This window comes from Helicobacter rodentium ATCC 700285 (assembly GCF_000687535.1).
Lineage (GTDB): Bacteria > Campylobacterota > Campylobacteria > Campylobacterales > Helicobacteraceae > Helicobacter_D > Helicobacter_D rodentium.
The window spans coordinates 277,106-297,685 of record NZ_JHWC01000001.1 but is presented as its reverse complement, the minus strand read 5'-3'; the positions used below and the strand labels follow the sequence as shown (position 1 = coordinate 297,685).

Genomic DNA, 20,580 nt, shown 5'->3' with positions numbered 1-20,580 from the left:
AGCAACAACAAGAATCCAAAATCATCTTAACTACCAACTAGGACAAATCCTTATCCAAGATTCTAAATCTCTTTTTGGAATCTCTAAACTTCCTTTTAAGATTCTACTTACAATTCTAAAACACAAAAACAAACAAAAACAATACCAAACAAATATCAAAAACAATCCTCACCTCAAACTTCCTCCTTTAGAATCTTATCCAGATTATAAAGAATCTTTAAAAATCAAAAACTATTTCTCTTATAAACTAGGAGAAGCCTTCCTTACTTCTATCTCTGCGGGGGAGGGGGGATTCTTACCTTTATACGCAAAGCGCGTAAGTTAAAAGAGGAATATAAGAGATAGAGTTAAGATTCCATTGCAAAATCTAAAGTATGCTACATTATAGATTGCCACGATTCCGCTAACGCAGAATCTCGCAATGATTTTGTATGTAATCATAGATTTGCGCTAAAGTGGGTGCAAATGCCTACACAAAAGCACACTGCGATTCCTTATGGAATCCTGTAAGGATAAAAGATTGAACTTGCCCACAAGGACAATTCAAGGTATAATTCCTTAAACGAGATGAAAGAAGGAAAATATGCGACAAACAATTGATTTATTAAAAGCGCACAATGAGATAAAGATTATCACAGAGCCTTTAGATGTAGAGTTAGAGATTCCACATTTAGCTTATTTAGAGGTTAAGCGCAAAAACTCTAAAGCCTTACTCTTTACTAATCCGATAGACAAAGAAAGGCAAATCAGCTATGAAACGCCCGTGTTGATGAATCTTTTTGGTAGTTTTTCGCGTGTGCAGTTACTTGTGGGAGATACGCAAGGAATCGCACAAGAAGTAGCCGAGATGATTAAGTTAAAGCCTCCAAAATCCCTTAAAGAAGCTCTAAAAATTGCTCCTAGAATGTTGAATCTACGCTTTCTTGCTCCTAAAATCGTCAAAGAGAGAGGTTTGTGTCAAGAGGTAATTACTAGGGGGTTGGGGGTAGATTTAAATGCGATTCCAATTCTTAAAACTTGGAGTGAAGATGGCGGAAGATTTATTACAATGGGGCAATGTTACACTCAAAGCCTAGATGGCAGTGTGAAAAATCTCGGTATGTATCGTTTGCAAGTTTATGATAAGAATCATTTAGGGTTGCATTGGCAAATCCACAAGGATAGCATAGGTTTGCTAGAAGAATATCGCAAAGCAAACAAAAAAATGCCTGTGAGCATTGCAATTGGTGGCGATCCTCTTTATACTTGGTGTGCGACCGCACCTTTACCTTATGGCTTGTTTGAATTAATGCTTTATGGATTCATTCGTAAAAAACGCGCAAAAATGGTGCGTTGCGTGAGCAATGAAATTTGTGTACCTTATGATGCGGATTTTGTCATTGAAGGATTTGTAGAACCCAATGTAATGCGTGATGAGGGGAGGTTTGGAGACCATACCGGCTTTTATACGCCTATTGAGCCTTATCCCGTGTTAGAAGTGAGCGCAATTACACAAAAGAAAAATCCAATTTATCTTGCAACGGTTGTAGGCAAACCGCCTTTGGAGGATAAATATTTGGGATTTCCAACCGAAAGAATCTTTTTGCCACTTTTGCAAACAACAACTCCTAATTTAATAGATTATTATATGCCTGAAAATGGAGTGTTTCATAATTTGATTTTAGCTAAAATTGAGGCGCGATTTCCACGTATAGCGCAGCAGAGTATGCACGCATTTTGGGGAGTTGGGCAAATGAGTTTTGTAAAACACGCAATTTTTGTTGGCGAAAATGCGCCTAGTTTGCAAGATAAAGAGATTGTTCCTTATATTTTAAATCGTTTTTCGGTAAAAAATTGCTTAATTAGTGAGGGGGTTTGCGATGCGCTAGACCATTCTTCGCCTAGTTTTGCACAGGGTGGTAAATTAGGTTTGGATTGCACCAATGCTTTAGAAATAGAGGACAAACTAGAATTGCTTGATACAATGCAATTACACAAGATTTTAAGTGAAGTTTTTAGCCCAAGTGGTAAGGTAAAAAGCGTCCGACAAATCTATAAAGAAACAAAAAATCCTATTATCATTGTAGGGATAGACAAAAAAGAAAGTCTTAAAAAAGCTTTTTTAAGACTAGAGAGGGCGAAGTTGGAATCGCAACATCAAGAATCCAATTTGCAAAATGTCAATTTATTAGAAAAATATATGCGCATTGTTGTGGTTGTAGATGAATTAAAAAATGATTTGGATAATCTTTATATGTTGCTTTGGCGTGTAGTGAATAACATAGACGCAAAGAGGGATATAAAAATCATTGGCAAAACACTTCTGCTTGATGCTTGCGATAAAGATGTAAGTGATGATTATTTGCGTGAATGGCCCAAAGAGACGGATTGTTCGCGTGAAGTTTTAGATAAATTAGAAAAATATGGATTATTAAGTGATTTTGGTAATTTAGAGAATTTTTATCGTAAATTTCATATAGATAAATCTTACAATACGAAAATGTGAAGTTTTGCTTGACAATTTTAAAGTAGAATTTCTAAGTTTTAATAGGACGATTAAGGATTGTAAATGAACACAAATACACAGGCAAAAGTTGTTGCTAAAACGCGTAAAAGTTGGTTGAAAAATCTAAAATCAGAAATTATAGATTTGCGTTACAATGGATTAGAGGATAGTCTAATCAAAAAGAATATGTATAAAAAATTTCGTGAGTATTCTAGTGCAGTTGAAATTTTTGTGGGATTTGTATTTTTTGTAATTTTGTTAAATATTATAGGTTTTGGATTACATATTGGCTATGCAACTTTAATGTGGGAAGCGCATATTTATGAGTTTAGCACAAACTTTTCCCCTTACACTTCTATGCTGATTTTTGGGGTTTTGTGTGTTGCGTTAATAGGGATTTTCATTTTTTGGCTTCAGTTTTTTATAGACTTTTTGAAATTTTATAAAACTCTTGATGACGCACTTGAGGAGCAGTTTTATTTAAAACTCATTAAAACATTTTTTATTTTGGGTTTAATTGGATTTGTAATCTTTATGATTATGGTATTTTTTGTGGGAATGCAGATTTCAGAAGTTTATGGTATGCCTCTAGGACGCGGACTTTATGAGATTTTAGGGGAAATTTTTGATTGAGATTGGAGTTTGTAAAGAGCTAATTATCAAGCGATTTACTAGCGCAGGTGCATATCTCCAAATTGGGCAAGAAGAGGTTTTGTTGCCCAATAAATATCTATCCAAAAATGCAAAAATAGACGATAAAGTTTTGGTATTTTTATATACTGATTCAGAGGATCGTCCCATAGCCACCACTTTAAAGCCTCAAGCTCAAAGAGGAGAAATTGCGGTTTTGAAAGTGGTAGATAAAAATAACTTAGGTTGCTTCTTGGATTTAGGGATCGCTAAGGATATATTTATGCCCAGTAAAACTCCCCATAAATACCCTTTGGGCAGTCAAGTAGCAGTATTTTTGAGTGTAGATAGGGAAAATCGCTTGTTGGCAAAGGAGAATATTAAACCTTATTTAAGAAACTTCCGTGAGAAATTAAAGCATTTTAAAGCAGGATTTAAAGTCAAGATTTTGCCCTTTAGAACCACTCCTTTGGGGTATGAGTGCGTGGTGAATGCCTCAAATTTAGGCTTACTTTATAAAAACGAAATTTTTGAGGAGTTATCGCTTTTTTCAGAATATGATGGTTTTATTAAGCGCATTTATGCAAATGGCAAATGCGATTTAAGTCTCAAACACCCTAGAGAGAAAAACTCCAATATAGAGGATAGCAGGAAAGTGTTGGAGATTCTATACCGCAATAACGGTAGATTAAATTTGCATTATGATAGCGATCCAAAAGAAATACAATCGGTTTGCTCTATGAGCAAAAAAGCTTTTAAGCGTGCTTTAAGTCTTTTACTTATGGAAAATAAGATTCTGTTAAAGCAAAAAATTGGAATTGAAATTAAAAAGCAATAAAACAAAAAATCAGATAAGATTTTAGTAAAAGTGTTTCTTTTCGTATCATTGGGATTTTTTATAAAAAATTAGAAAAGTAATATAAAATTTGACTTTTTAAAAGCTAAACGCAAGTTTTAAATTACGATTTTTTGCGTTAAAGTAGAGTATTTGTTGGTGGTTTTTTAAAAATTATTTCAAAATTTTAAGAAAACTACGCTAAGATACGCAAGGAACTTTTATTTTTAAGGATTTCTTGTGTCTCATTTAGATGTTTCTCACCCTTATTTTGGTGTTTTTGCTATTTTTATTTTTACTTTTGGGGCATTTTTAGCAACAACTTTTTTATCCCGATTTGTTGGGAGAAAGTTGGCAAACAAAAATACGCAAAAGTTAAAATTAGCCCCTTATGAATGCGGTTTAGCCCCTACGAAACAACCCAATAGAATCTCATCACAATTTTATATTATGGCGTTATTGTTTATTTTGTTTGATGTGGAGATTATCTTTATGTTTCCGTGGGCGGTGGATTTCAAAGTGCTTGGCATTTTTGGTTTTGTTGAAATGATTTTATTTGTGCTATTACTTGTAATTGGTTTTGTGTATGCGTGGAGAAAAGGAGCATTAGAATGGCAGAGCATAAAGTAGATTATTTTCAAAGTGGGGGTTTGCCTATTGCGCTAACAAGCGTGGATAAGCTACTAAATTGGGGGCGCAGTAATTCGCTTTGGGCAATGACTTATGGGCTTGCGTGCTGCGCGATTGAAATGATGGCAACAGGGGCTAGTCGTTACGATTTTGATAGATTTGGGACGATTTTTAGGGCAAGTCCTAGACAAAGCGATGTGATGATTATTGCAGGAACTGTTACTAAAAAACACGCACAATTTGTAAGAAGACTTTATGACCAAATGCCAGAACCCAAATGGGTTATTTCTATGGGAAGTTGCGCAAATACGGGCGGAATGTTTAATACCTATGCCACAGTGCAGGGGGTAGATAGAATCATTCCTGTGGATATTTATTTGCCCGGTTGTTCTCCGCGTCCAGAGACTTTACAATATGCCTTAATGGTGTTGCAACAAAAAATTCGCAAACAAAAATCTAATAGAGCGCAAGAACCTAAACGTTTGGTGTAAAGGGAGAATATGAGAAAAAATAAACCATTAAGCAATGCGCAAAAGGAAGTGTATTATAAAGATAGATTCTATGTTGCGCCAAAAATCCCAAGAGAATCTGTAATAAGTGATGCAGTCTATTGTGCCGATGTAGAAAAACTTAGCACACAAGTTAAAGTTGTGGAATCCTATATTGAACGTGGAACTTTGGTTGTATGGGTAGAAAAGGATTCCATTTATCCTACATTAGCCACCTTAAAATCCATAGGCTATGATGTGCTAAGTGAGCTAAGTGCGATGGATTATTTAGAAAAGAAAGGGGGCTTTGAGATTTTTTATCAAATGCTTGCAATGGATAAGGCAAAGCGGTTGCGCGTGAAGACTTTTTTAAAAAAAGGCGAAAAAATAAAATCCGTAACGGGATTATTCCGCAGTGCAGATTGGAGTGAGCGGGAAATGTATGATATGTTTGGGATTCTGCCTGTGGGACACCCTTACCCTAAACGCATTCTAATGCCTGATGATTGGGTGGGACACCCTCTGTTGAAAAGCTACCCTTTACAAGGCGATGAAGTGGCGCAATGGTATGAAGTGGATACAATCTTTGGCAAGGAATACCGCGATGTGATTGGTGCAGAGCAAAGGGATTCCGCACGGATTGACCGCTATGATTCTAAGCGATTCTCTCATCTAGGCTATGAAGTGGAGTATGGCGCAGAGGTGAAAGAGGGCGCAGAGAAACCACAGCCAATTATGTATCAAGAGGAAGAGGGTGTGTTGTTTGTAACCAAGCTAACACCAAAGAACTCTAAAGAACTTAAAGAGAGGAAGTGATATGCAACAACCCAATAAATTAATGCCCTTTTATGAGAATGTTGCTTTTGACCGCATTAGCGATAATGCAATGGTGGTGAATTTTGGTCCTCAACACCCGAGCGCACACGGGCAGTTGCGCCTAATTTTGGAGCTAGAGGGCGAAAAAGTCATTAAAGCAACTCCTGATGTAGGGTATTTGCACCGAGGAATGGAAAAAATGGCGGAAAATATGATTTATAATGAATTTCTGCCTACAACGGATAGAATGGATTATATTGCCGCAAGCTCCAACAATTACGCTTTTGCACTAAGTGTGGAGAAGTTGCTAGGCGTTGAAGTGCCAAGACGCGCTAAAGTGATTCGCACAATGTTACTAGAGCTAAATCGCATTATCTCGCATCTTTTTTGGCTTGCAACCCACGCGCTTGATGTGGGGGCAATGAGTATTTTTCTCTATTGCTTTAGAGAGAGAGAGTTTGGGATTGATTTGATTGAGGATTATTGCGGTGCGCGTTTGACGCATTCTAGCGTTAGAATCGGGGGTGTTCCACTAGACTTGCCACAGGACTGGATTGAAAAGCTTAAAGCATTTTTGGAGTTATTGCCAAGTCAAATCAAGCTTTATGAAGGGATTTTAAGCGAAAATAGAATCTGGCGTATGCGTTTAGAAAATGTGGGGGTTGTAAGCCCTGAAATGGCAAAAAGTTGGGGCTTAAGTGGAGTTTTGTTGCGCGGAAGTGGAATCGCTTGGGATATTCGCAAAGAAGAGCCTTATGAGTTGTATGATGAGTTGGAATTTGATGTGCCTGTGGGCGAGAGCAACGATAGCTATGGACGCTATTTGCTTTATATGGAGGAAATGCGCCAAAGCATTAGAATCCTTTATCAACTCATTGATAAATACGAGGATACTGATACGCTTATAATGTGTGAGGATACGCGTTATTTCTCCGCGCCCAAAGAGCAGATTATGACGCAAAATTATTCTTTAATGCAGCATTTTGTGTTGGTTACACAAGGAATGCGTCCTCCTGTGGGAGAGGTTTATGTCCCCACAGAATCTCCAAAAGGAGAGTTGGGATTCTTTATCCGCTCGGAAGGTGAGCCTTATCCGTATCGCGTAAAAATGCGCACACCTAGCTTTTTCCATACCGGAGTTTTGCAAGACTTGTTGCCCGGACATTATCTAGCCGATGTTGTAACTATTATTGGAAATACAAATATCGTATTTGGGGAGATTGATAGATGAAACGTTTTGATTTGCGTCATTTAAAAAATGATTTTTGCTCCCGTTTAGAAGAAATTTTGGATTCTGAATTAGAAAAAGGTGAAGTCGGAATCTTTTTATTTGAAGTGCTAGATTTTGATAATGTTCAAAAAAGTGCGGATTTGGTTAAGAAAAGTGGCAATACTTTGTTAAATTCCTTGCGATTCAATGAGGTGGATTGGACGATTGTTGTAAGAAAAGAAGCGATAGGGGCTACACAATGAGTGCCTTAATGCAATCTTTCTTAGCAAACAATGGAAAGGCGCAATGGATTGAATCCTTAGAAAAAGACACATTTAAGAACAAAAATATTTTACTTTTAGGTGGATTTGTGGAGGAGTTTGCAAATGCCTTGAAACTGCAAGGAATCCATTTGGAAAGTTTAGAATCCCAAGAGGGCGTGAGGGATTCCGCGCAAGTCTTTTTGCTTCATCCTCTAAACTTCAATCCTTATCCTAAGATTCTGCATTTCTTGTATGAAGTGGGTTGTGAGGAAGCTATTATCGCCTTGCTTGTTAATGCGTTTTATGATGTTTTTGGTGGGGATTTGGAGTTGAAGTCCTTTGTAAAATCCTTAGATGTAGGATATTTAGCTTCTGAATGCAATTTAGCAGAAGAGGAGCTAGAGCAGATTGCGCAGAGCTTTAAAGCACAAAAAAGCCTACTCGTGCTAGGCAAGGACTTAAACGCACACAAGAGGGCGCACAATATCGGAAAGATTCTAGCCCTTTTAAGTAACGCACTCCCACAAATTGAAATTGTTTTCTTGGAATCTTTGCCAAAAGCGAAAGGGGATTCCGCTAAAGCTCCCATTGACGCTTTAGGAGAGCTAGAATGTTATGACGGAATGGTGGCATATTTGCAAACCAAAGCATTAAAAGAGCCAATTTTGGAGGTTTCTAAACAATTTAGCCAAGTGGGAAAACTACAAGAGGAAACAAGGGTTGGAGTGCAGTTAATGGATTCTCAAAATAGAGTGGAAGCGACATTGCATAAAAGCGCGGAGCTAAAGGGAATGGTTGGGATTTTGTGGATTCCACAAACATTAAATTTTCAAGATTTTTGGGACTTAAATAATGAATTTTGCTATAAAAAAGTCAAAATAAGCAAGGTGGCATAATGGAAAAAATAAAAGTAACCATTGAGGGTTGTGAGATTCTTTGCGAAGAGGGTGAGAGCATCTTAAATGTTGCACGCGCGAATGAAGTGTTTATTCCAGCAATTTGTTATCTTTCTTGTGCGTCTCCCACACTTGCTTGCAAAATGTGTATGGTAGAGGCGGACGGAAAACGCGTGTATGCTTGTAATGCAAAGGTAAAAGATGGAATGCAAGTTGTGGTAAATACGCCAGAGATTGAGGAAGAACGTAGGGCAATTATGCAAGCTTATGATGTAAATCACCCCTTGCAATGTGGCGTGTGCGATAAAAGTGGCGAGTGTGAGTTACAAAATTACACGCATTATGTGGGGGTTAGAGAGCAGAACTACGCACTAAGGGATAGCTATAAGCCTTTTAATCAATGGGGCAAGGCGGTGTATGACCCTAATTTGTGCATTGTGTGTGAGCGTTGCGTAACGCTTTGTAAGGATAAGATTGGGAAGTCGCACATTAAGGCATTAAAGTTTGAGGGTGAAATGCCGGATAAAGCCTATAAGGATAGTATGCCAAAAGATGCTTATGGGGTTTGGACGAAGTTTAAAAAGTCGCTGATTGGTTTAAATGGCGTGGAATCTAGCGATTGCGCAGATTGTGCGGAGTGCGTGAGTGTGTGTCCTGTGGGTGCGCTGACAATCGGGCATTTTCAATATCGTTCCAATGCTTGGGAACTGAAAAAAATCCCTAGCACTTGTGTGCATTGTGGCAATGGTTGTGCGCTCACTTATGAAGTAAAGCAAAAGAGCATTGGCGGAAGCGAAAAGGAAGTTTATCGTGTGGTAAGTGATTGGAATTTCTCTACACTCTGTCCAGCGGGGAGATTAGGCTTTGATGTCAATAATCAGCAAGTCAGAAAAGACAAGGAAGCTTTTAATACGAGCATTGCCGCTTTTAAAGAAGCGCAAACGATTAATTTTGCGGGTGATTTGAGTAATGAGGAAGCGTTGATTTTGCAAACCTTAAAAGAGAGATTTGGCTATAAATTGGTTTGTAAAGAGGTGTATCCTTTTCAAAGTTTTTTGCATACCTATGCAAAGGTAAGCGGAACTTTAGGAAATGCAAACCAAAAAGATATTACGCAAAGCACTTTTGTAATATGCTTTGGTGGGGCTTTAAGCTATGATATGCCGGTGGTTACGCACAGCATTAATAATGCGATGAAGCAAAATAAGGGCGCGAATTTAGCTTATTTTCACACAATGCAAGATAGTGTGGTGAATCGTTTTGTGAAATCCCCAATTTGTGGAATCTATAAACCAGATAGCGAGGAGGCTTTGGCTTTATTGTTAGCGAGTGTGTGCATAAGAAAAGAGCAAATGCCCGATTCTTTAAAGGCGCAAGTGGAGCGGTATGAGCGCAAAGAAATGCAGACAATCACAAAGGAAGTCAAGAAAAAGGTTAAGGTAAAAGAGCTAGACGCAGAGGGCAATGCGGTGCTAGATGAAACGGGTAATGAGAAGTTTAAAGAAGTAGAGGAAGTAGAAAAAATCCATCAAGAAATAGAGGTGGTTACAAGCGCATTGTATGATTATTGTGGGAGTTCTGTAAGGGATTCCATTGAGGAGGTAAAAAAGGCAATAGAGAGTGCGAAGAATCCGATTTTGATTGTTGGTTTTGATATATATCGCGCAAGGAATGCCGATAACATTGCTAGGATTCTAGGCTATATTGAGAGCTTAAGTTCTCTTAAGGTTTTATTGCTTCCGCCTAGCACCAATGCGCTTGGAATCTCGTTGATTTGTGATTTGGATAAAGAGGGTGTGGGATATAGCATTGGCTATAATGCGGCAGGAAATTATAGAATCGGCACAGGTGCGGAAAATGCCTTGCAAATGCCTTACTTAAACGAGCAGGAAGGCACATTGGTTAATGTGGATAAGCGAGTTGTGCCACTTGCACCAGCAACACCCTACAATGGCTATGAATTAAATGATATTGCTTTGGCGTTGGGCTTGGAGTATGAAAATACGATAGATTATACACAGGATTTGCCATTAGAAAATGGCTTTAAAAGCATAGAATATGATGCTTTACAATTTGGATTCTTAAACGATGGTTCAGAGATTCGTGGGTATTTGCTAGGGGCGCATTTCTCTAAAGAGTTTTTGGAAGTTTTACCCATAGAATTGAAAGAATTGGAATCCTACAATCTCTATGCGCGTAATCCTGTGGCACATTTTTCTAAAAACACTTTACAATCCTCTTATATAGATTCTAAAAATGGTTTGCAATTAAGCGAGAAATATGCGCAAACACTTGGAATCTCTGATGGAGACAAGGTGGAAGTGCGCTTTGCAAATGGCGAGATTGTGCAGGTTTTAGCCATTATAGACAAAGGAATGGAGGGTGAATTTGGTGCTTTGGGTGTGTGCGGGTTTGAGGAGTTGGCATTATTCCCAACAACGCGTTATGCAAATGTTTCTTTAAAGGTTTTAGTATGAGTTATATTATTGAAACGCTCATTAAGATTTTACTTGTAGTGCTAATTTTTTCTGCATTAGCGGGATTTACAACCTATGTGGAGCGCAAAATCTTAGCATTTTTTCAACGCCGTTTAGGTCCTACAATGGTAGGTCCTTGGGGTGTTTTGCAGATTTTAGCCGATGGGATTAAGCTTTTTACAAAAGAGGACATTGTGCCTAGCGGGGCGAATCGGTTGATTTTTAGGATTGCTCCTACGATTACAGCCGCAACTGCTTTTATCGCAATGGCTCCGATTCCATTTTTTCCGGAGTTTGAGCTTTTTGGACGCACGATTGCTCCGATTATTTCAGATATTAATGTTGGAATCTTATTTGTGCTTGGTGTCGGAGCGGCTGGGTTATATGGTCCTTTGCTTGGAGGAATCAGTGCAAATAGCAAATGGTCTATTTTAGGAGCAGCTAGGACAACGGTGCAGTTATTAAGCTTTGAAGTGATTTCTGGATTGTCGCTTTTAGCACCTTTAATGTTGGTGGGTTCTTTATCCTTGATTGATATTAACAATTATCAAAGCGGTGGGATTGCGGATTGGTTAGTCTTTTCCCAACCTTTGGCTTTCATCTTGTTTTTGTTTGCGGGATATGCGGAGTTAAATAGAACGCCTTTTGACTTGCTAGAGCACGAAGCAGAGATTGTTTCAGGATATGCAACAGAATATGCGGGAATGCGTTGGGGAATGTTCTTTATCGGGGAATATGCAAGTATGATTTCCCTTTCTTTTGTTGTGTCTTTGATTTTTTTGGGTGGTTTCAATCCGCTTTGGTTTATCCCCGGTGGAATCGCAATTATTCTAAAGGTAATGTTTTTTATTTTCTTGTTTATGTGGGTAAGGGCGGCTTATCCACACATTCGTCCCGATCAGTTAATGGGATTATGCTGGAGAGTCTTATTCCCTCTTGCGCTTTTGAATGTCTTTATTACAGGTATCGTATGTCTTGGAGGTGTTAATTGAGTAAATATATAAAAATCGTTGAGCAAACACCTCCATTGAGTAATGCGCAAAAGTTTGTAAGATTTTGGAATCGTGCATTAAAGGGTGAGTTGTTCGTAGGCTTATGGCTCGTGTTTAAAGAGTTTTATAAAGCGCAAATCCATACCGTGCAGTATCCCTTAGAGAAGTTGCCGCTAAGTCCGCGCTACCGCGCAGTGCATGAGTTGAAGCGATTGCTTGAGAGCGGAAATGAGAGATGTATTGGTTGTGGATTGTGCGAAAAGATTTGTGTGGCAAATTGTATTCGTATGGAGACAGGCTATGGAGAGGATAAGCGCAAAAAAGTCTTTGAGTATAGCATTAATTTTGGGCGGTGCATTTATTGTGGATTGTGTGCAGAAGTGTGTCCGGAGCTTGCGATTGTGCATAGTAAAAGATATGAAAATGCAAGTGAGCAAAGAGCGTCTTTTGCGCTTAAAGAGGATATGCTAACTCCGATAGATAAGGTATTAAGTGGCAATGACTGCGAATTTGATGGTGTAGGCAGTGTGAGTATAGATGCAGATGAACGCATTAAAGCGACACCGCTAAAATATTTAGAAAGCAGTAATGCGGAATCCACAGAATCTCAAGAGATTACACAAAAAGGGGAAGTCAATGCTTGAAGCGATTGCATTTTATACATTTTCTGCCTTGACATTGGCAATGTTTTTGGTTGTTGTAACAACGCGCAATATTCTTTATGCACTTAGTGCGTTGGCGGCTGGAATGATTTTTGTCTCCGCTTTTTTCTTTTTGCTTGAGGCGGAATTTTTAGGGGTTGTGCAAATTGTTGTTTATACAGGGGCGGTGATTGCGTTGTATGCTTTTGCAATGATGTTTTTTGATAGTCAAAAGTTGGAAAATGAAAAGATTGAGAATCCTAGGATTCTCTTTGTGCTAACGGGCATAGGCGCGTTGTTGCTTGTCTTTATCGTAGTTGCACCACTGATTGCGCAAAATCTCACAAATATAGAAGCCACGATTCCTTTAAAAGAGGGCGTTGGCAATGTGCAAATGATAGGATATGTGCTATTTACGAAGTTTTTGATTCCTTTTGAGATTGCTGCGATAATGTTGCTTGTAGCAATGATTGCGGGGATTGTCTTAGCGGGCAAGGGAATGCGCTATTCTCTCACACTCAATGAACAAGCACCCAAAGGAGAGCAAGATGATAACGCTTAATCATTATTTGATTGTATCTAGTTTGATGTTTATGATTGGAGTCTTTGGTATGCTTAGACGCAAAAATCTGCTGATGTTGTTTTTTTCCACAGAGATTCTATTAAGTGCGGTTAATATTGGATTTGTCGCGGTTGGAAAATATCTTGGGGATTTAAATGGGCAAATGTTTGCGTTTTTTATCCTTGCGGTTGCGGCAAGTGAAGTTGCTGTTGGCGTTGGGTTGCTGATTGCTTGGTATAAAAAATACCATACGCTAGATTTAGATAACTTAAAAATTATGGAAGGCTAGGTATGGAGACGATTTTATATGTTGCGTTGTTTGCGCCATTAGTGGGTTCTTTGTTTGGGATTCCCTTTGCTTCAAAACAGAAATTTGTAGGTGTTGGAGTTTTTGCTTCTTTAATGCTTGGAGTTTCTTTTCTTGCTTCAGCATTATTGTTTGTGCATACTCTGCAAGGCGGTATTGTCAAGGTTGTGTTAATGGATTGGATTGGAGCAGGGGGGCTTTACATTCCTTTTGGATTCTTGATTGATAGTGTGAGTGCTACAATGATTTTTGTCGTAACGCTTGTATCGTTGTGTGTGCATATTTATTCTATTGGTTATATGAGCCACGATAAAAGCTTCAACAGATTCTTTGTTTATTTGAGTGCTTTCGTCTTTTCTATGCTGATTTTGGTAATGAGTGATAACTTTGCTGGATTGTTTATCGGCTGGGAAGGTGTGGGGCTTTGTTCTTGGATGTTGATTGGGTTTTGGTATGAGCGTGATTCTGCTTCCTTTGCAGCAAATGAGGCGTTTATTATGAATCGCATTGCGGATTTGGGAATGTTGCTTGGAATCTTTTTAATCTATTGGACTTTTGGCACATTGAGCTATGAAGAAGTTTTAAGCAGTATCTATGAAGCACCCAAAGGGATTTTAGTGGCAATTGGGATTCTGCTTTTTGTGGGTGCTATGGGCAAGAGTGCGCAATTCCCTTTGCATACTTGGTTGGCAGATGCGATGGAGGGTCCTACACCTGTTTCGGCATTAATCCACGCCGCGACAATGGTAACCGCTGGGGTTTATTTAGTGATTCGTGCAAATCCACTTTATACAATGATTCCAGAAATTGGCTTTGCGATTGCGTCTTTAGGAGCTTTTGTAGCGGTTTTTGCGGCGACAATGGCACTTGTTAATAAAGACTTGAAGCGCATTATCGCCTACTCTACGCTTTCGCAATTAGGCTATATGTTTGTTGCAGCAGGATTAGAAGCGTATTGGATTGCGTTGTTTCATCTTGCAACCCACGCATTTTTCAAGTCTTTACTCTTCTTGGGCGCGGGGAATGTTATGCACGCAATGCACGATAAATTGGATATTTCTAAAATGGGAGCATTGTATCAACCCCTTAAATACACGGCAATTTTGATGATTTTGGCTTCCATTGCATTAGCGGGAATTTATCCATTCTCTGGATTCTTTTCTAAGGATAAAATCTTAGAAGCAGCCTTTGGAAGCGGCGCGTATGTGTTATGGGGTGCGTTGTTGTTAGGAGCGTTTTTAACAGCATTTTATAGCTTTAGATTGATTATGCTTGTGTTTTTTGGTGAGAAAAAACACGCAGAATCCCACCCGCACGAGGCTTATCCTTATATGCTCTATGCGATGTTGCCTTTAGGAATCTTGGCGGTATTTGCCGGATTTTTTGAGGGGACATTCCATCATTTTGTAACACAGACACTCCCTGATTTTAGTGCAAACTTGGATTCCAAAACTATTTGGAGTTTGATTGCAGTAACTTCTGTTGTGGCATTAAGCGGAATTGCATTTGCTATCTTAAAATACAAGGCGGGTGGATTTTCTCCTAAATGGCAGGAAACTTTTATTTATAAACTCTTAAGCCATCAATATTATATCCCCGCTTTGTATGATAAGCTGTTTATTCAAAACTACTTTAGAATCGCAAAGCTTTCTTGGTTGGCAGATAAGAGAGTGATTGATTTTGTTGTAGATGCGATTGCGCGATTTCTTGGTAGAGGTGGAGAAAGTATGCAATGGATTCAAGGCGGAAATCTGTCTAAAATGTTAAAGATTATGTTTTTTGGTGTAGTAGTCTTATTACTACTCGTATTTATTTATAGGGGGGGAGTATGGACTACCTTTTAACTTTACTCATCTTTTTTCCTTTAGTTGGAGCAATTTTAGCTACTGGCATTAAAGAGAATCTGAAAACCTATGCGGTAGTGATTAGCTTGATTGAGCTGGGATTGGCGTTGCTTTTGTGGTATAGTTTTGATAAAAGTGCAGACGGATTTCAATTTGTAACCTCATTTCCTTTAATAGTAAATTTTGGTGTGAGCTATCTTGTGGGAGTAGATGGAGTTTCATTATTTTTGATTCTATTAAGTGCGTTTATTAGTCTCATTGGTTTTATCTACTTAGATGAGAAACACGAGACAAAAAAACTTGTTGTGTCGCTTTTGTGCCTTGAAAGCATTATGATTGGTGTTTTTTGTGCGCTAGATATGATTTTGTTTTATGTCTTTTGGGAGCTCTCTTTAGTGCCTATGCTTTATATCATTGGTGCTTGGGGAAGTGGAAGTAGAATCTATGCGGCTGTGAAGTTCTTCTTATATACTTTTTTGGGTTCTATTATTATGCTAGTTGGAATCCTATTCTTAGCGTATTATTACTTCAATGTCAGCGGTGTTTGGACATTCTCTCTCTTAGAATGGTATAGCTTAAGCGCGATTCCACAAAATTTGCAATTATGGTTGTTTATGGCATTTTTCTGTGGTTTGGCTGTGAAAGTGCCGATGTTTCCTTTTCATACTTGGTTGCCTTATGCGCACGGACAGGCTCCAACTATTGGTTCTATTATCCTAGCGGCGGTGCTTTTGAAAATGGGAACTTATGGTTTTGTTAGATTCTCTTTGCCTCTTTTTCCCGATGCAAGTGTTGCGCTTTTGATGCCGATTGCTATTTTGTCTTTAATTATGATTATTTATGGTGCATTGGTAGCATTTGCACAAGAGGATATGAAGCAAGTGGTTGCTTATAGCTCTATCTCGCATATGGGTGTGATTATGATTGGAATCTTTGCCTTGAATATTGAGGGAATTTCCGGTTCTGTCTTTTTTATGCTAAGCCATGGAGTTATTAGTGGTGCGCTTTTTATGCTTGTGGGAATGATTTATGAGAGGCGGCATACAAAAGTGATTGCAGAGTTTGGCGGAATCGCAAAGGTTATGCCTAATTATGCGGCGATTTTTGGGATTATGATGATGGCTTCTGCGGGATTACCTCTTACAATGGGGTTTGTGGGAGAGTTTTTATCCTTGCTTGGATTCTTTCAAGTTTCTCCAATAATGGCTGGGATTGCGGGAATTAGCATTATTGTGGGTGCGGTTTATATGTTAAATTTATATCGCAAGACATTCTATGGACAATTAGTCAAGGAAGAAAATTTAAAGTTGCAGGATTTAAATGCGCGTGAATGGACTGCATTATTGCCATTAGTAGCCATTGTGATTTGGCTTGGTGTGTATCCTAAGCCTATTTTAGAGCCTATCAATAGAGGCGTAGAAAATATGCTTGCAGTAATGTATTCCCGTGCAGTTACTCCAGAGGTTCAAAGTTTTTTTGGTATGGATTTATTACAATTAATGGAATCTCCACAAGGAGAAAGCGAATCAACCACTAAAGAACTTGAGAGTTTGGACAATAATCAAACATTAGAAAACACTCAAGAGACTTTGCAAGAGGAGGGAAGATAGATGTTAGAGACTTTTAGTGTTCCGTTGGATAGTTTAAATATTTTCAGTATCTTTCCTATGTTAATTGCTATCGTAGGCGGACTTTTAATTTTAGTTGTGGATATGTGCTTAAAAAGTGCCAATAAACGACTTTACACTATGCTTTCAATCCTGTTTTTGGGTTTGGATTTAGGGTATATTATGTTTTTTGGTATCAGCGGTGAGACAAGGGCGTTTTTTGATTTGATTTTAATTGACGGGATTGCGCTTTTAGGGCAGGTTATTATTCTTGTTGCTGCAATTTTATTTGTGCCTTTGACGCTAAGCTATAACCGATTCCACGATTTTTCTTATGCAGAATACTACGCACTCTTTTTGTTGATGTGTGCAGGATTCCAATTTATGGTTAGTAGCGATCATTTGATTGTCATTTTCTTGGGGCTTGAAACAGCTTCTCTCGCGCTTTATACACTTATTGCAATGCATAATCGTGCAACTGCTTTTGAAGCAGCCATTAAATATTTTACAATGGGGGCATTATCGGCGGGTTGTTTTGCGTTTGCTTCAATGTTGCTTTATGCTGCAAGTGGGCATTTGGATTTAGTGGGTATAAAAGCCGTATTGGAGGTTAATAATTATCAGCCGTCTTATTTGGTGCTTGGTGGGGTGGTATTTTTCATCGCTTCCATTGGTTTTAAAGCTTCTTTGGTGCCATTCCATACTTGGACGCCTGATGTGTATGAAGGGTCTAATTCTTTTTTGGCTGGTTTTATGTCTATTGTGCCAAAGATTGCCGCATTGGTAGTTGCGATTAGAATTTTTAGCTTTTTTATGGAGCTTGTTTGGGTGCATAATATTTTTTATTTGTTGATTGTTGTTACAATGACTTTGCCAAATCTTGTTGCGCTTGTGCAAAAAGATGTAAAGCGAATGTTAGCTTATAGCTCAATTTCTCACGCTGGTTTTGCATTTAGTGCAATATTGATTGGTGGAATGCAAGCGTATAGCGCGTTGTTTTTATATTGGATTTTATTCCTTTTTACCAATCTTGGAATCTTTGCAATGTTATGGATTACTCGCACAAAAGAGCAAATGTGGGACAAACGTTATGATCATTCATATGAAAAATTCTCTGGTTTAATTAGGCTTTGCCCATTAGCGGCTGTGATTATGGGATTGTTTATGCTATCTTTAGCTGGGATTCCACCTTTTTCTGTATTTTGGGGTAAAGTATATTTGATGAGTGCGGCTATTAATAACGAATACTTGTTTTTGGCATTCGTAATGGCTATAAATAGCGCAATTGCGGCGTATTATTATTTAAAACTCATTGTTTATATGTTTTTAAAAGAGCCTTTAATGGCAGATGGCAGTGTTTATCTGCAAAATGCAACTCTCCCACTCAAGATTGTTGCAGGAATCGCAACACTTTATGTTTGCTTATCTGTGTTCTTTGTAGATGGCTTGTTGCTTGGAATTTATGGATTGGTTGGTAGCAACTTTGTGCAATAGCCTGTAATGGAGGAGGGAGGCTAAACTATAAAAAGTCTTTACCCCCTCTAAGTGTTATATATTAATTTGTATATTGTGAATGTTAAAAAAAACTTGACTTTTTCAGCAGGAAGGGGGTAAAATGCCAATTTAAAGTGAATAGGGTCATTCAATACATTCTTAAAATATATGATTAATGAGAGAAATAATGCAACCATTAAAAGATCCTATCAAGATTGACCAAACTTTACCGCTTGGTAGTTTATTGTTGAACAAAATAGATAAAAATTATTCCGAAAAACTAGCAAAACTCAATCAAATCCAAGAAATTATAGATGATTTCACACTTGAATCCAAAAAACAAGTAACCATTAGCTCCAAACTCGCAATGATTTATATCAAAGAGGCGCAAGATACGATTCCGCAAATTGTGCAAGATTTCGCAGAGATGGCACAGGATTTCTTTGAAGTTTCTTTGTTGGATTTAAATGTATTGGAAAATTTTAGTGGGCAGTTTGGAAGCTTCTATGCACACTTAAATAATGGGAATGTGGTGGAGTTTTCTCAAGCGGTATTGTTTGTAGATGAGGCAGAATTAGCGCGGTTTCGTGGCGTGTATAATGTTGCAGATTTTGCAAATGCACAAATTTTGTTAGAAGTTTTGCGTCAAAATATCGGGGAATACGGCTACAAGGAAATCATTAGCTACAAAGAGGAATCTTGCCAATACCACCATAGACGCGAAAAATATTGCGCAAAATGCGTGGAGGTTTGCCCAACCTTTGGTGTGGGTGGCAACGATAGCTTGATGGAACTTGTGTTTTCGCCCATTGATTGCATTGCTTGCGGTGCTTGCGTGGGAGTGTGTCCGACAAATTGCTTAGAATATGAGGAGTTGCCCAAAGAGGGTTTGGAAGAAATTTTGGAGCTTTACAAGGGAGAAAAAATCTTTTTATGCTCCCTGCGGGATTATCACAAGCTTTGTGCGCAAAATGCCATCTTGCCTGATTCCATTCTTCCTTTGGTTTTGCCCAATTTAGCAATGCTGAATGAGAATGATTTATTAACAATGGTTCAGTTAAGCGGTTATGCGGTATTTGTGTTTGGAGAGACTTTAAGCGCACCAATGCAGTTTTTAAACAATATCACACAGCAAATTTACAAAAAAGACTCTATGTTTTTAGTGCAAAATATGGAATCCTTGAAGCAAAATGCGGATTCCTTACCGCAAATAGAATCGTATTTGTATAAGAATCGCCACAACAAGCCCTTTAGAGAATCCTTTGCGCAGAGATTGCAATATATGGTAAAAGAGGGGGATTATGGCGTTGCTAAAAGCATTTTAGAGGGTGAAGCTCCTGTTTTGTATGGGGATTTGAAAGTGGATTCTGCAAAATGCACACTTTGCCTCTCCTGTGTGGGGGCTTGTAATGTAAATGCGCTTTTTGCGAGGGAAGAGGATTTTTCCTTGCGTTTGAATGCTTCGCTTTGCACGACTTGCGGGTATTGTATCACTTCTTGTCCAGAAAATGTGATGGAGTTAAGCAGAGAAGGAATCGCGCTGAATGCGGGATATTTTAAGAGCAGAGAAATCGCAAAAGATGAGCCATTTTTATGTGTGGAGTGCGGAAAGCCCTTTTCTGCAAAAAAATCTATTGATAAAGTGGTGGGAATGTTGGGAGTTGCTTTTGCAAACGACCCTAAGAAGCTTAAAACTTTGCAATGTTGTCCAGATTGTAAGGTTAGGGTGATGTTTGGACAAGGAGAGGCAAATGTTTGATAATCTAAGCGCACAAGAAGCGCAAGAACTTAAAAACGCGCGTATTTTGTATTATGATTTTTTTAATGGAATGCTTGTGTTTGAAATGCTAGACGAACGTGCAGAACTTGCTAAAGAGCAGTTAGGGATTCTGCTCAATGCCCCTTTAAATGAAGAAGCAGAAGGCAGTATGGCACTGCTTAAGCAAGAATTGCAAACCAATGGAATCCAAAATATCAAAGAGGAATTTTCGCGTCTTTTTGCCTTGCCTTTTGGGGAGAAACAAGTCGGAATGCATCTCTCGCATTATTATGAAAACTGCATTGGCGCAGAATCCCTCCTTAAAATTCGCGCATTAGTCAAACAAAGTGATGTGCGCATAGATACAAAGAGTTTTAGAGAAACAGAGGAGCATTTGGGATTCCTTTGTGGATTTATGCGCCATTTGCTAGAAGTGGAGAATGTGGCATTAGCAAAAGAGGTTTTTGCTTTTTGTAAGGACGCTTTTTTGGGCTTGGTGCAAGAGATTAAAGAACGCAAGGACGCAAAATATTATCTAGCCGTTGCTTTGATTTTGGAATCTTTTATTAAGTTTGAGGAGGAGTTTTATGCTTAAAAGCTAAAGAGTTGAGCGTGATTCCACGAAGATTCTTTGTCTAAGAGAT

The 20,580-nt window shown here is 38.5% G+C and carries 19 protein-coding genes and 1 pseudogene; all 20 read left to right on the top strand.

The features are described from left to right. Positions 1-325 (top strand): annotated as a pseudogene (locus BS85_RS11700) (alpha-2,3-sialyltransferase); the annotation flags it as partial. A 258-nt stretch (positions 326-583) separates the two neighbouring features. Then, positions 584-2,485: a menaquinone biosynthesis decarboxylase gene (locus tag BS85_RS0101495; protein WP_026943242.1), complete on the top strand. Its 1,902-nt coding sequence runs from the start codon at positions 584-586 to the stop codon at positions 2,483-2,485. A 63-nt stretch (positions 2,486-2,548) separates the two neighbouring features. Then, the gene (locus tag BS85_RS0101490; protein WP_026943241.1) at positions 2,549-3,118 is read left to right on the top strand and encodes a hypothetical protein; all 570 of its coding nucleotides are present in this window, start codon (positions 2,549-2,551) and stop codon (positions 3,116-3,118) included. Beyond that, positions 3,111-3,953 carry a CvfB family protein gene (locus BS85_RS0101485; RefSeq protein ID WP_245596254.1) on the top strand — a complete coding sequence of 281 codons (843 nt, stop codon included), beginning with the start codon at positions 3,111-3,113 and terminating at the stop codon, positions 3,951-3,953. Before BS85_RS0101490 ends, BS85_RS0101485 begins: the two co-directional genes overlap by 8 nt. A gap of 237 nt (positions 3,954-4,190) precedes the next feature. Next, on the top strand, positions 4,191-4,580 hold the full coding sequence (locus BS85_RS0101480) for an NAD(P)H-quinone oxidoreductase subunit 3 (RefSeq protein ID WP_026943239.1): 390 nt from the start codon (positions 4,191-4,193) through the stop codon (positions 4,578-4,580). Further along, positions 4,562-5,071 (top strand): NuoB/complex I 20 kDa subunit family protein, encoded by a 510-nt coding sequence (locus BS85_RS0101475; protein ID WP_026943238.1) that lies wholly within the window; start codon positions 4,562-4,564, stop codon positions 5,069-5,071. Before BS85_RS0101480 ends, BS85_RS0101475 begins: the two co-directional genes overlap by 19 nt. 9 nt (positions 5,072-5,080) lie before the next feature. Next, positions 5,081-5,884 carry an NADH-quinone oxidoreductase subunit C gene (locus tag BS85_RS0101470; protein WP_026943237.1) on the top strand — a complete coding sequence of 268 codons (804 nt, stop codon included), beginning with the start codon at positions 5,081-5,083 and terminating at the stop codon, positions 5,882-5,884. A gap of 1 nt (position 5,885) precedes the next feature. Beyond that, a complete protein-coding gene (gene nuoD, locus BS85_RS0101465) occupies positions 5,886-7,115 on the top strand; it encodes an NADH dehydrogenase (quinone) subunit D (protein WP_026943236.1) in 1,230 nt (409 codons plus the stop codon). After that, positions 7,112-7,357, top strand: coding sequence for an NADH-ubiquinone oxidoreductase subunit E family protein (locus tag BS85_RS0101460; RefSeq protein WP_026943235.1), 246 nt, complete (start codon positions 7,112-7,114; stop codon positions 7,355-7,357). The genes nuoD and BS85_RS0101460 overlap by 4 nt, the downstream gene beginning before the upstream one ends. Further along, positions 7,354-8,253, top strand: a complete 900-nt coding sequence (locus BS85_RS0101455) for a hypothetical protein (RefSeq protein WP_051604624.1) — start codon at positions 7,354-7,356, stop codon at positions 8,251-8,253. The genes BS85_RS0101460 and BS85_RS0101455 overlap by 4 nt, the downstream gene beginning before the upstream one ends. Beyond that, positions 8,253-10,730 carry an NADH-quinone oxidoreductase subunit G gene (locus BS85_RS0101450; RefSeq protein WP_026943233.1) on the top strand — a complete coding sequence of 826 codons (2,478 nt, stop codon included), beginning with the start codon at positions 8,253-8,255 and terminating at the stop codon, positions 10,728-10,730. Before BS85_RS0101455 ends, BS85_RS0101450 begins: the two co-directional genes overlap by 1 nt. Further along, entirely contained in the window at positions 10,727-11,722 is a 996-nt protein-coding gene (nuoH, locus tag BS85_RS0101445; RefSeq protein WP_026943232.1) for an NADH-quinone oxidoreductase subunit NuoH, read from the top strand. Before BS85_RS0101450 ends, nuoH begins: the two co-directional genes overlap by 4 nt. Then, entirely contained in the window at positions 11,719-12,366 is a 648-nt protein-coding gene (gene nuoI / locus BS85_RS0101440; protein ID WP_026943231.1) for an NADH-quinone oxidoreductase subunit NuoI, read from the top strand. The genes nuoH and nuoI overlap by 4 nt, the downstream gene beginning before the upstream one ends. After that, positions 12,359-12,925 (top strand): NADH-quinone oxidoreductase subunit J, encoded by a 567-nt coding sequence (locus tag BS85_RS0101435; protein ID WP_026943230.1) that lies wholly within the window; start codon positions 12,359-12,361, stop codon positions 12,923-12,925. Before nuoI ends, BS85_RS0101435 begins: the two co-directional genes overlap by 8 nt. Beyond that, positions 12,912-13,214 carry an NADH-quinone oxidoreductase subunit NuoK gene (nuoK, locus tag BS85_RS0101430; protein WP_026943229.1) on the top strand — a complete coding sequence of 101 codons (303 nt, stop codon included), beginning with the start codon at positions 12,912-12,914 and terminating at the stop codon, positions 13,212-13,214. The genes BS85_RS0101435 and nuoK overlap by 14 nt, the downstream gene beginning before the upstream one ends. 2 nt (positions 13,215-13,216) lie before the next feature. After that, positions 13,217-15,076, top strand: coding sequence for an NADH-quinone oxidoreductase subunit L (nuoL, locus tag BS85_RS0101425; RefSeq protein WP_026943228.1), 1,860 nt, complete (start codon positions 13,217-13,219; stop codon positions 15,074-15,076). Then, a complete protein-coding gene (locus BS85_RS0101420) occupies positions 15,061-16,686 on the top strand; it encodes an NADH-quinone oxidoreductase subunit M (protein WP_026943227.1) in 1,626 nt (541 codons plus the stop codon). Before nuoL ends, BS85_RS0101420 begins: the two co-directional genes overlap by 16 nt. Further along, entirely contained in the window at positions 16,687-18,177 is a 1,491-nt protein-coding gene (gene nuoN / locus BS85_RS0101415; RefSeq protein WP_026943226.1) for an NADH-quinone oxidoreductase subunit NuoN, read from the top strand. It begins immediately after the preceding gene. Between the two features lie 187 nt (positions 18,178-18,364). Then, a complete protein-coding gene (locus tag BS85_RS0101410) occupies positions 18,365-19,936 on the top strand; it encodes a 4Fe-4S binding protein (RefSeq protein WP_211246888.1) in 1,572 nt (523 codons plus the stop codon). Further along, a complete protein-coding gene (locus BS85_RS0101405) occupies positions 19,929-20,531 on the top strand; it encodes a molecular chaperone TorD family protein (RefSeq protein WP_026943224.1) in 603 nt (200 codons plus the stop codon). The genes BS85_RS0101410 and BS85_RS0101405 overlap by 8 nt, the downstream gene beginning before the upstream one ends. Positions 20,532-20,580 lie beyond the last annotated feature (49 nt).

What these genes read in the sequence shown, in the direction of transcription:
- BS85_RS0101495 (WP_026943242.1), top strand. Translation starts at nt 584, where the DNA reads ATGCGACAAACAATTGATTTATTAAAAGCGCACAATGAGATAAAGATT.
- BS85_RS0101490 (WP_026943241.1), top strand. Translation starts at nt 2,549, where the DNA reads ATGAACACAAATACACAGGCAAAAGTTGTTGCTAAAACGCGTAAAAGT.
- BS85_RS0101475 (WP_026943238.1), top strand. Translation starts at nt 4,562, where the DNA reads ATGGCAGAGCATAAAGTAGATTATTTTCAAAGTGGGGGTTTGCCTATT.
- BS85_RS0101470 (WP_026943237.1), top strand. Translation starts at nt 5,081, where the DNA reads ATGAGAAAAAATAAACCATTAAGCAATGCGCAAAAGGAAGTGTATTAT.
- nuoD (WP_026943236.1), top strand. Translation starts at nt 5,886, where the DNA reads ATGCAACAACCCAATAAATTAATGCCCTTTTATGAGAATGTTGCTTTT.
- BS85_RS0101460 (WP_026943235.1), top strand. Translation starts at nt 7,112, where the DNA reads ATGAAACGTTTTGATTTGCGTCATTTAAAAAATGATTTTTGCTCCCGT.
- BS85_RS0101455 (WP_051604624.1), top strand. Translation starts at nt 7,354, where the DNA reads ATGAGTGCCTTAATGCAATCTTTCTTAGCAAACAATGGAAAGGCGCAA.
- BS85_RS0101450 (WP_026943233.1), top strand. Translation starts at nt 8,253, where the DNA reads ATGGAAAAAATAAAAGTAACCATTGAGGGTTGTGAGATTCTTTGCGAA.
- nuoH (WP_026943232.1), top strand. Translation starts at nt 10,727, where the DNA reads ATGAGTTATATTATTGAAACGCTCATTAAGATTTTACTTGTAGTGCTA.
- BS85_RS0101435 (WP_026943230.1), top strand. Translation starts at nt 12,359, where the DNA reads ATGCTTGAAGCGATTGCATTTTATACATTTTCTGCCTTGACATTGGCA.
- nuoK (WP_026943229.1), top strand. Translation starts at nt 12,912, where the DNA reads ATGATAACGCTTAATCATTATTTGATTGTATCTAGTTTGATGTTTATG.
- nuoL (WP_026943228.1), top strand. Translation starts at nt 13,217, where the DNA reads ATGGAGACGATTTTATATGTTGCGTTGTTTGCGCCATTAGTGGGTTCT.
- BS85_RS0101420 (WP_026943227.1), top strand. Translation starts at nt 15,061, where the DNA reads ATGGACTACCTTTTAACTTTACTCATCTTTTTTCCTTTAGTTGGAGCA.
- nuoN (WP_026943226.1), top strand. Translation starts at nt 16,687, where the DNA reads ATGTTAGAGACTTTTAGTGTTCCGTTGGATAGTTTAAATATTTTCAGT.
- BS85_RS0101410 (WP_211246888.1), top strand. Translation starts at nt 18,365, where the DNA reads ATGCAACCATTAAAAGATCCTATCAAGATTGACCAAACTTTACCGCTT.
- BS85_RS0101405 (WP_026943224.1), top strand. Translation starts at nt 19,929, where the DNA reads ATGTTTGATAATCTAAGCGCACAAGAAGCGCAAGAACTTAAAAACGCG.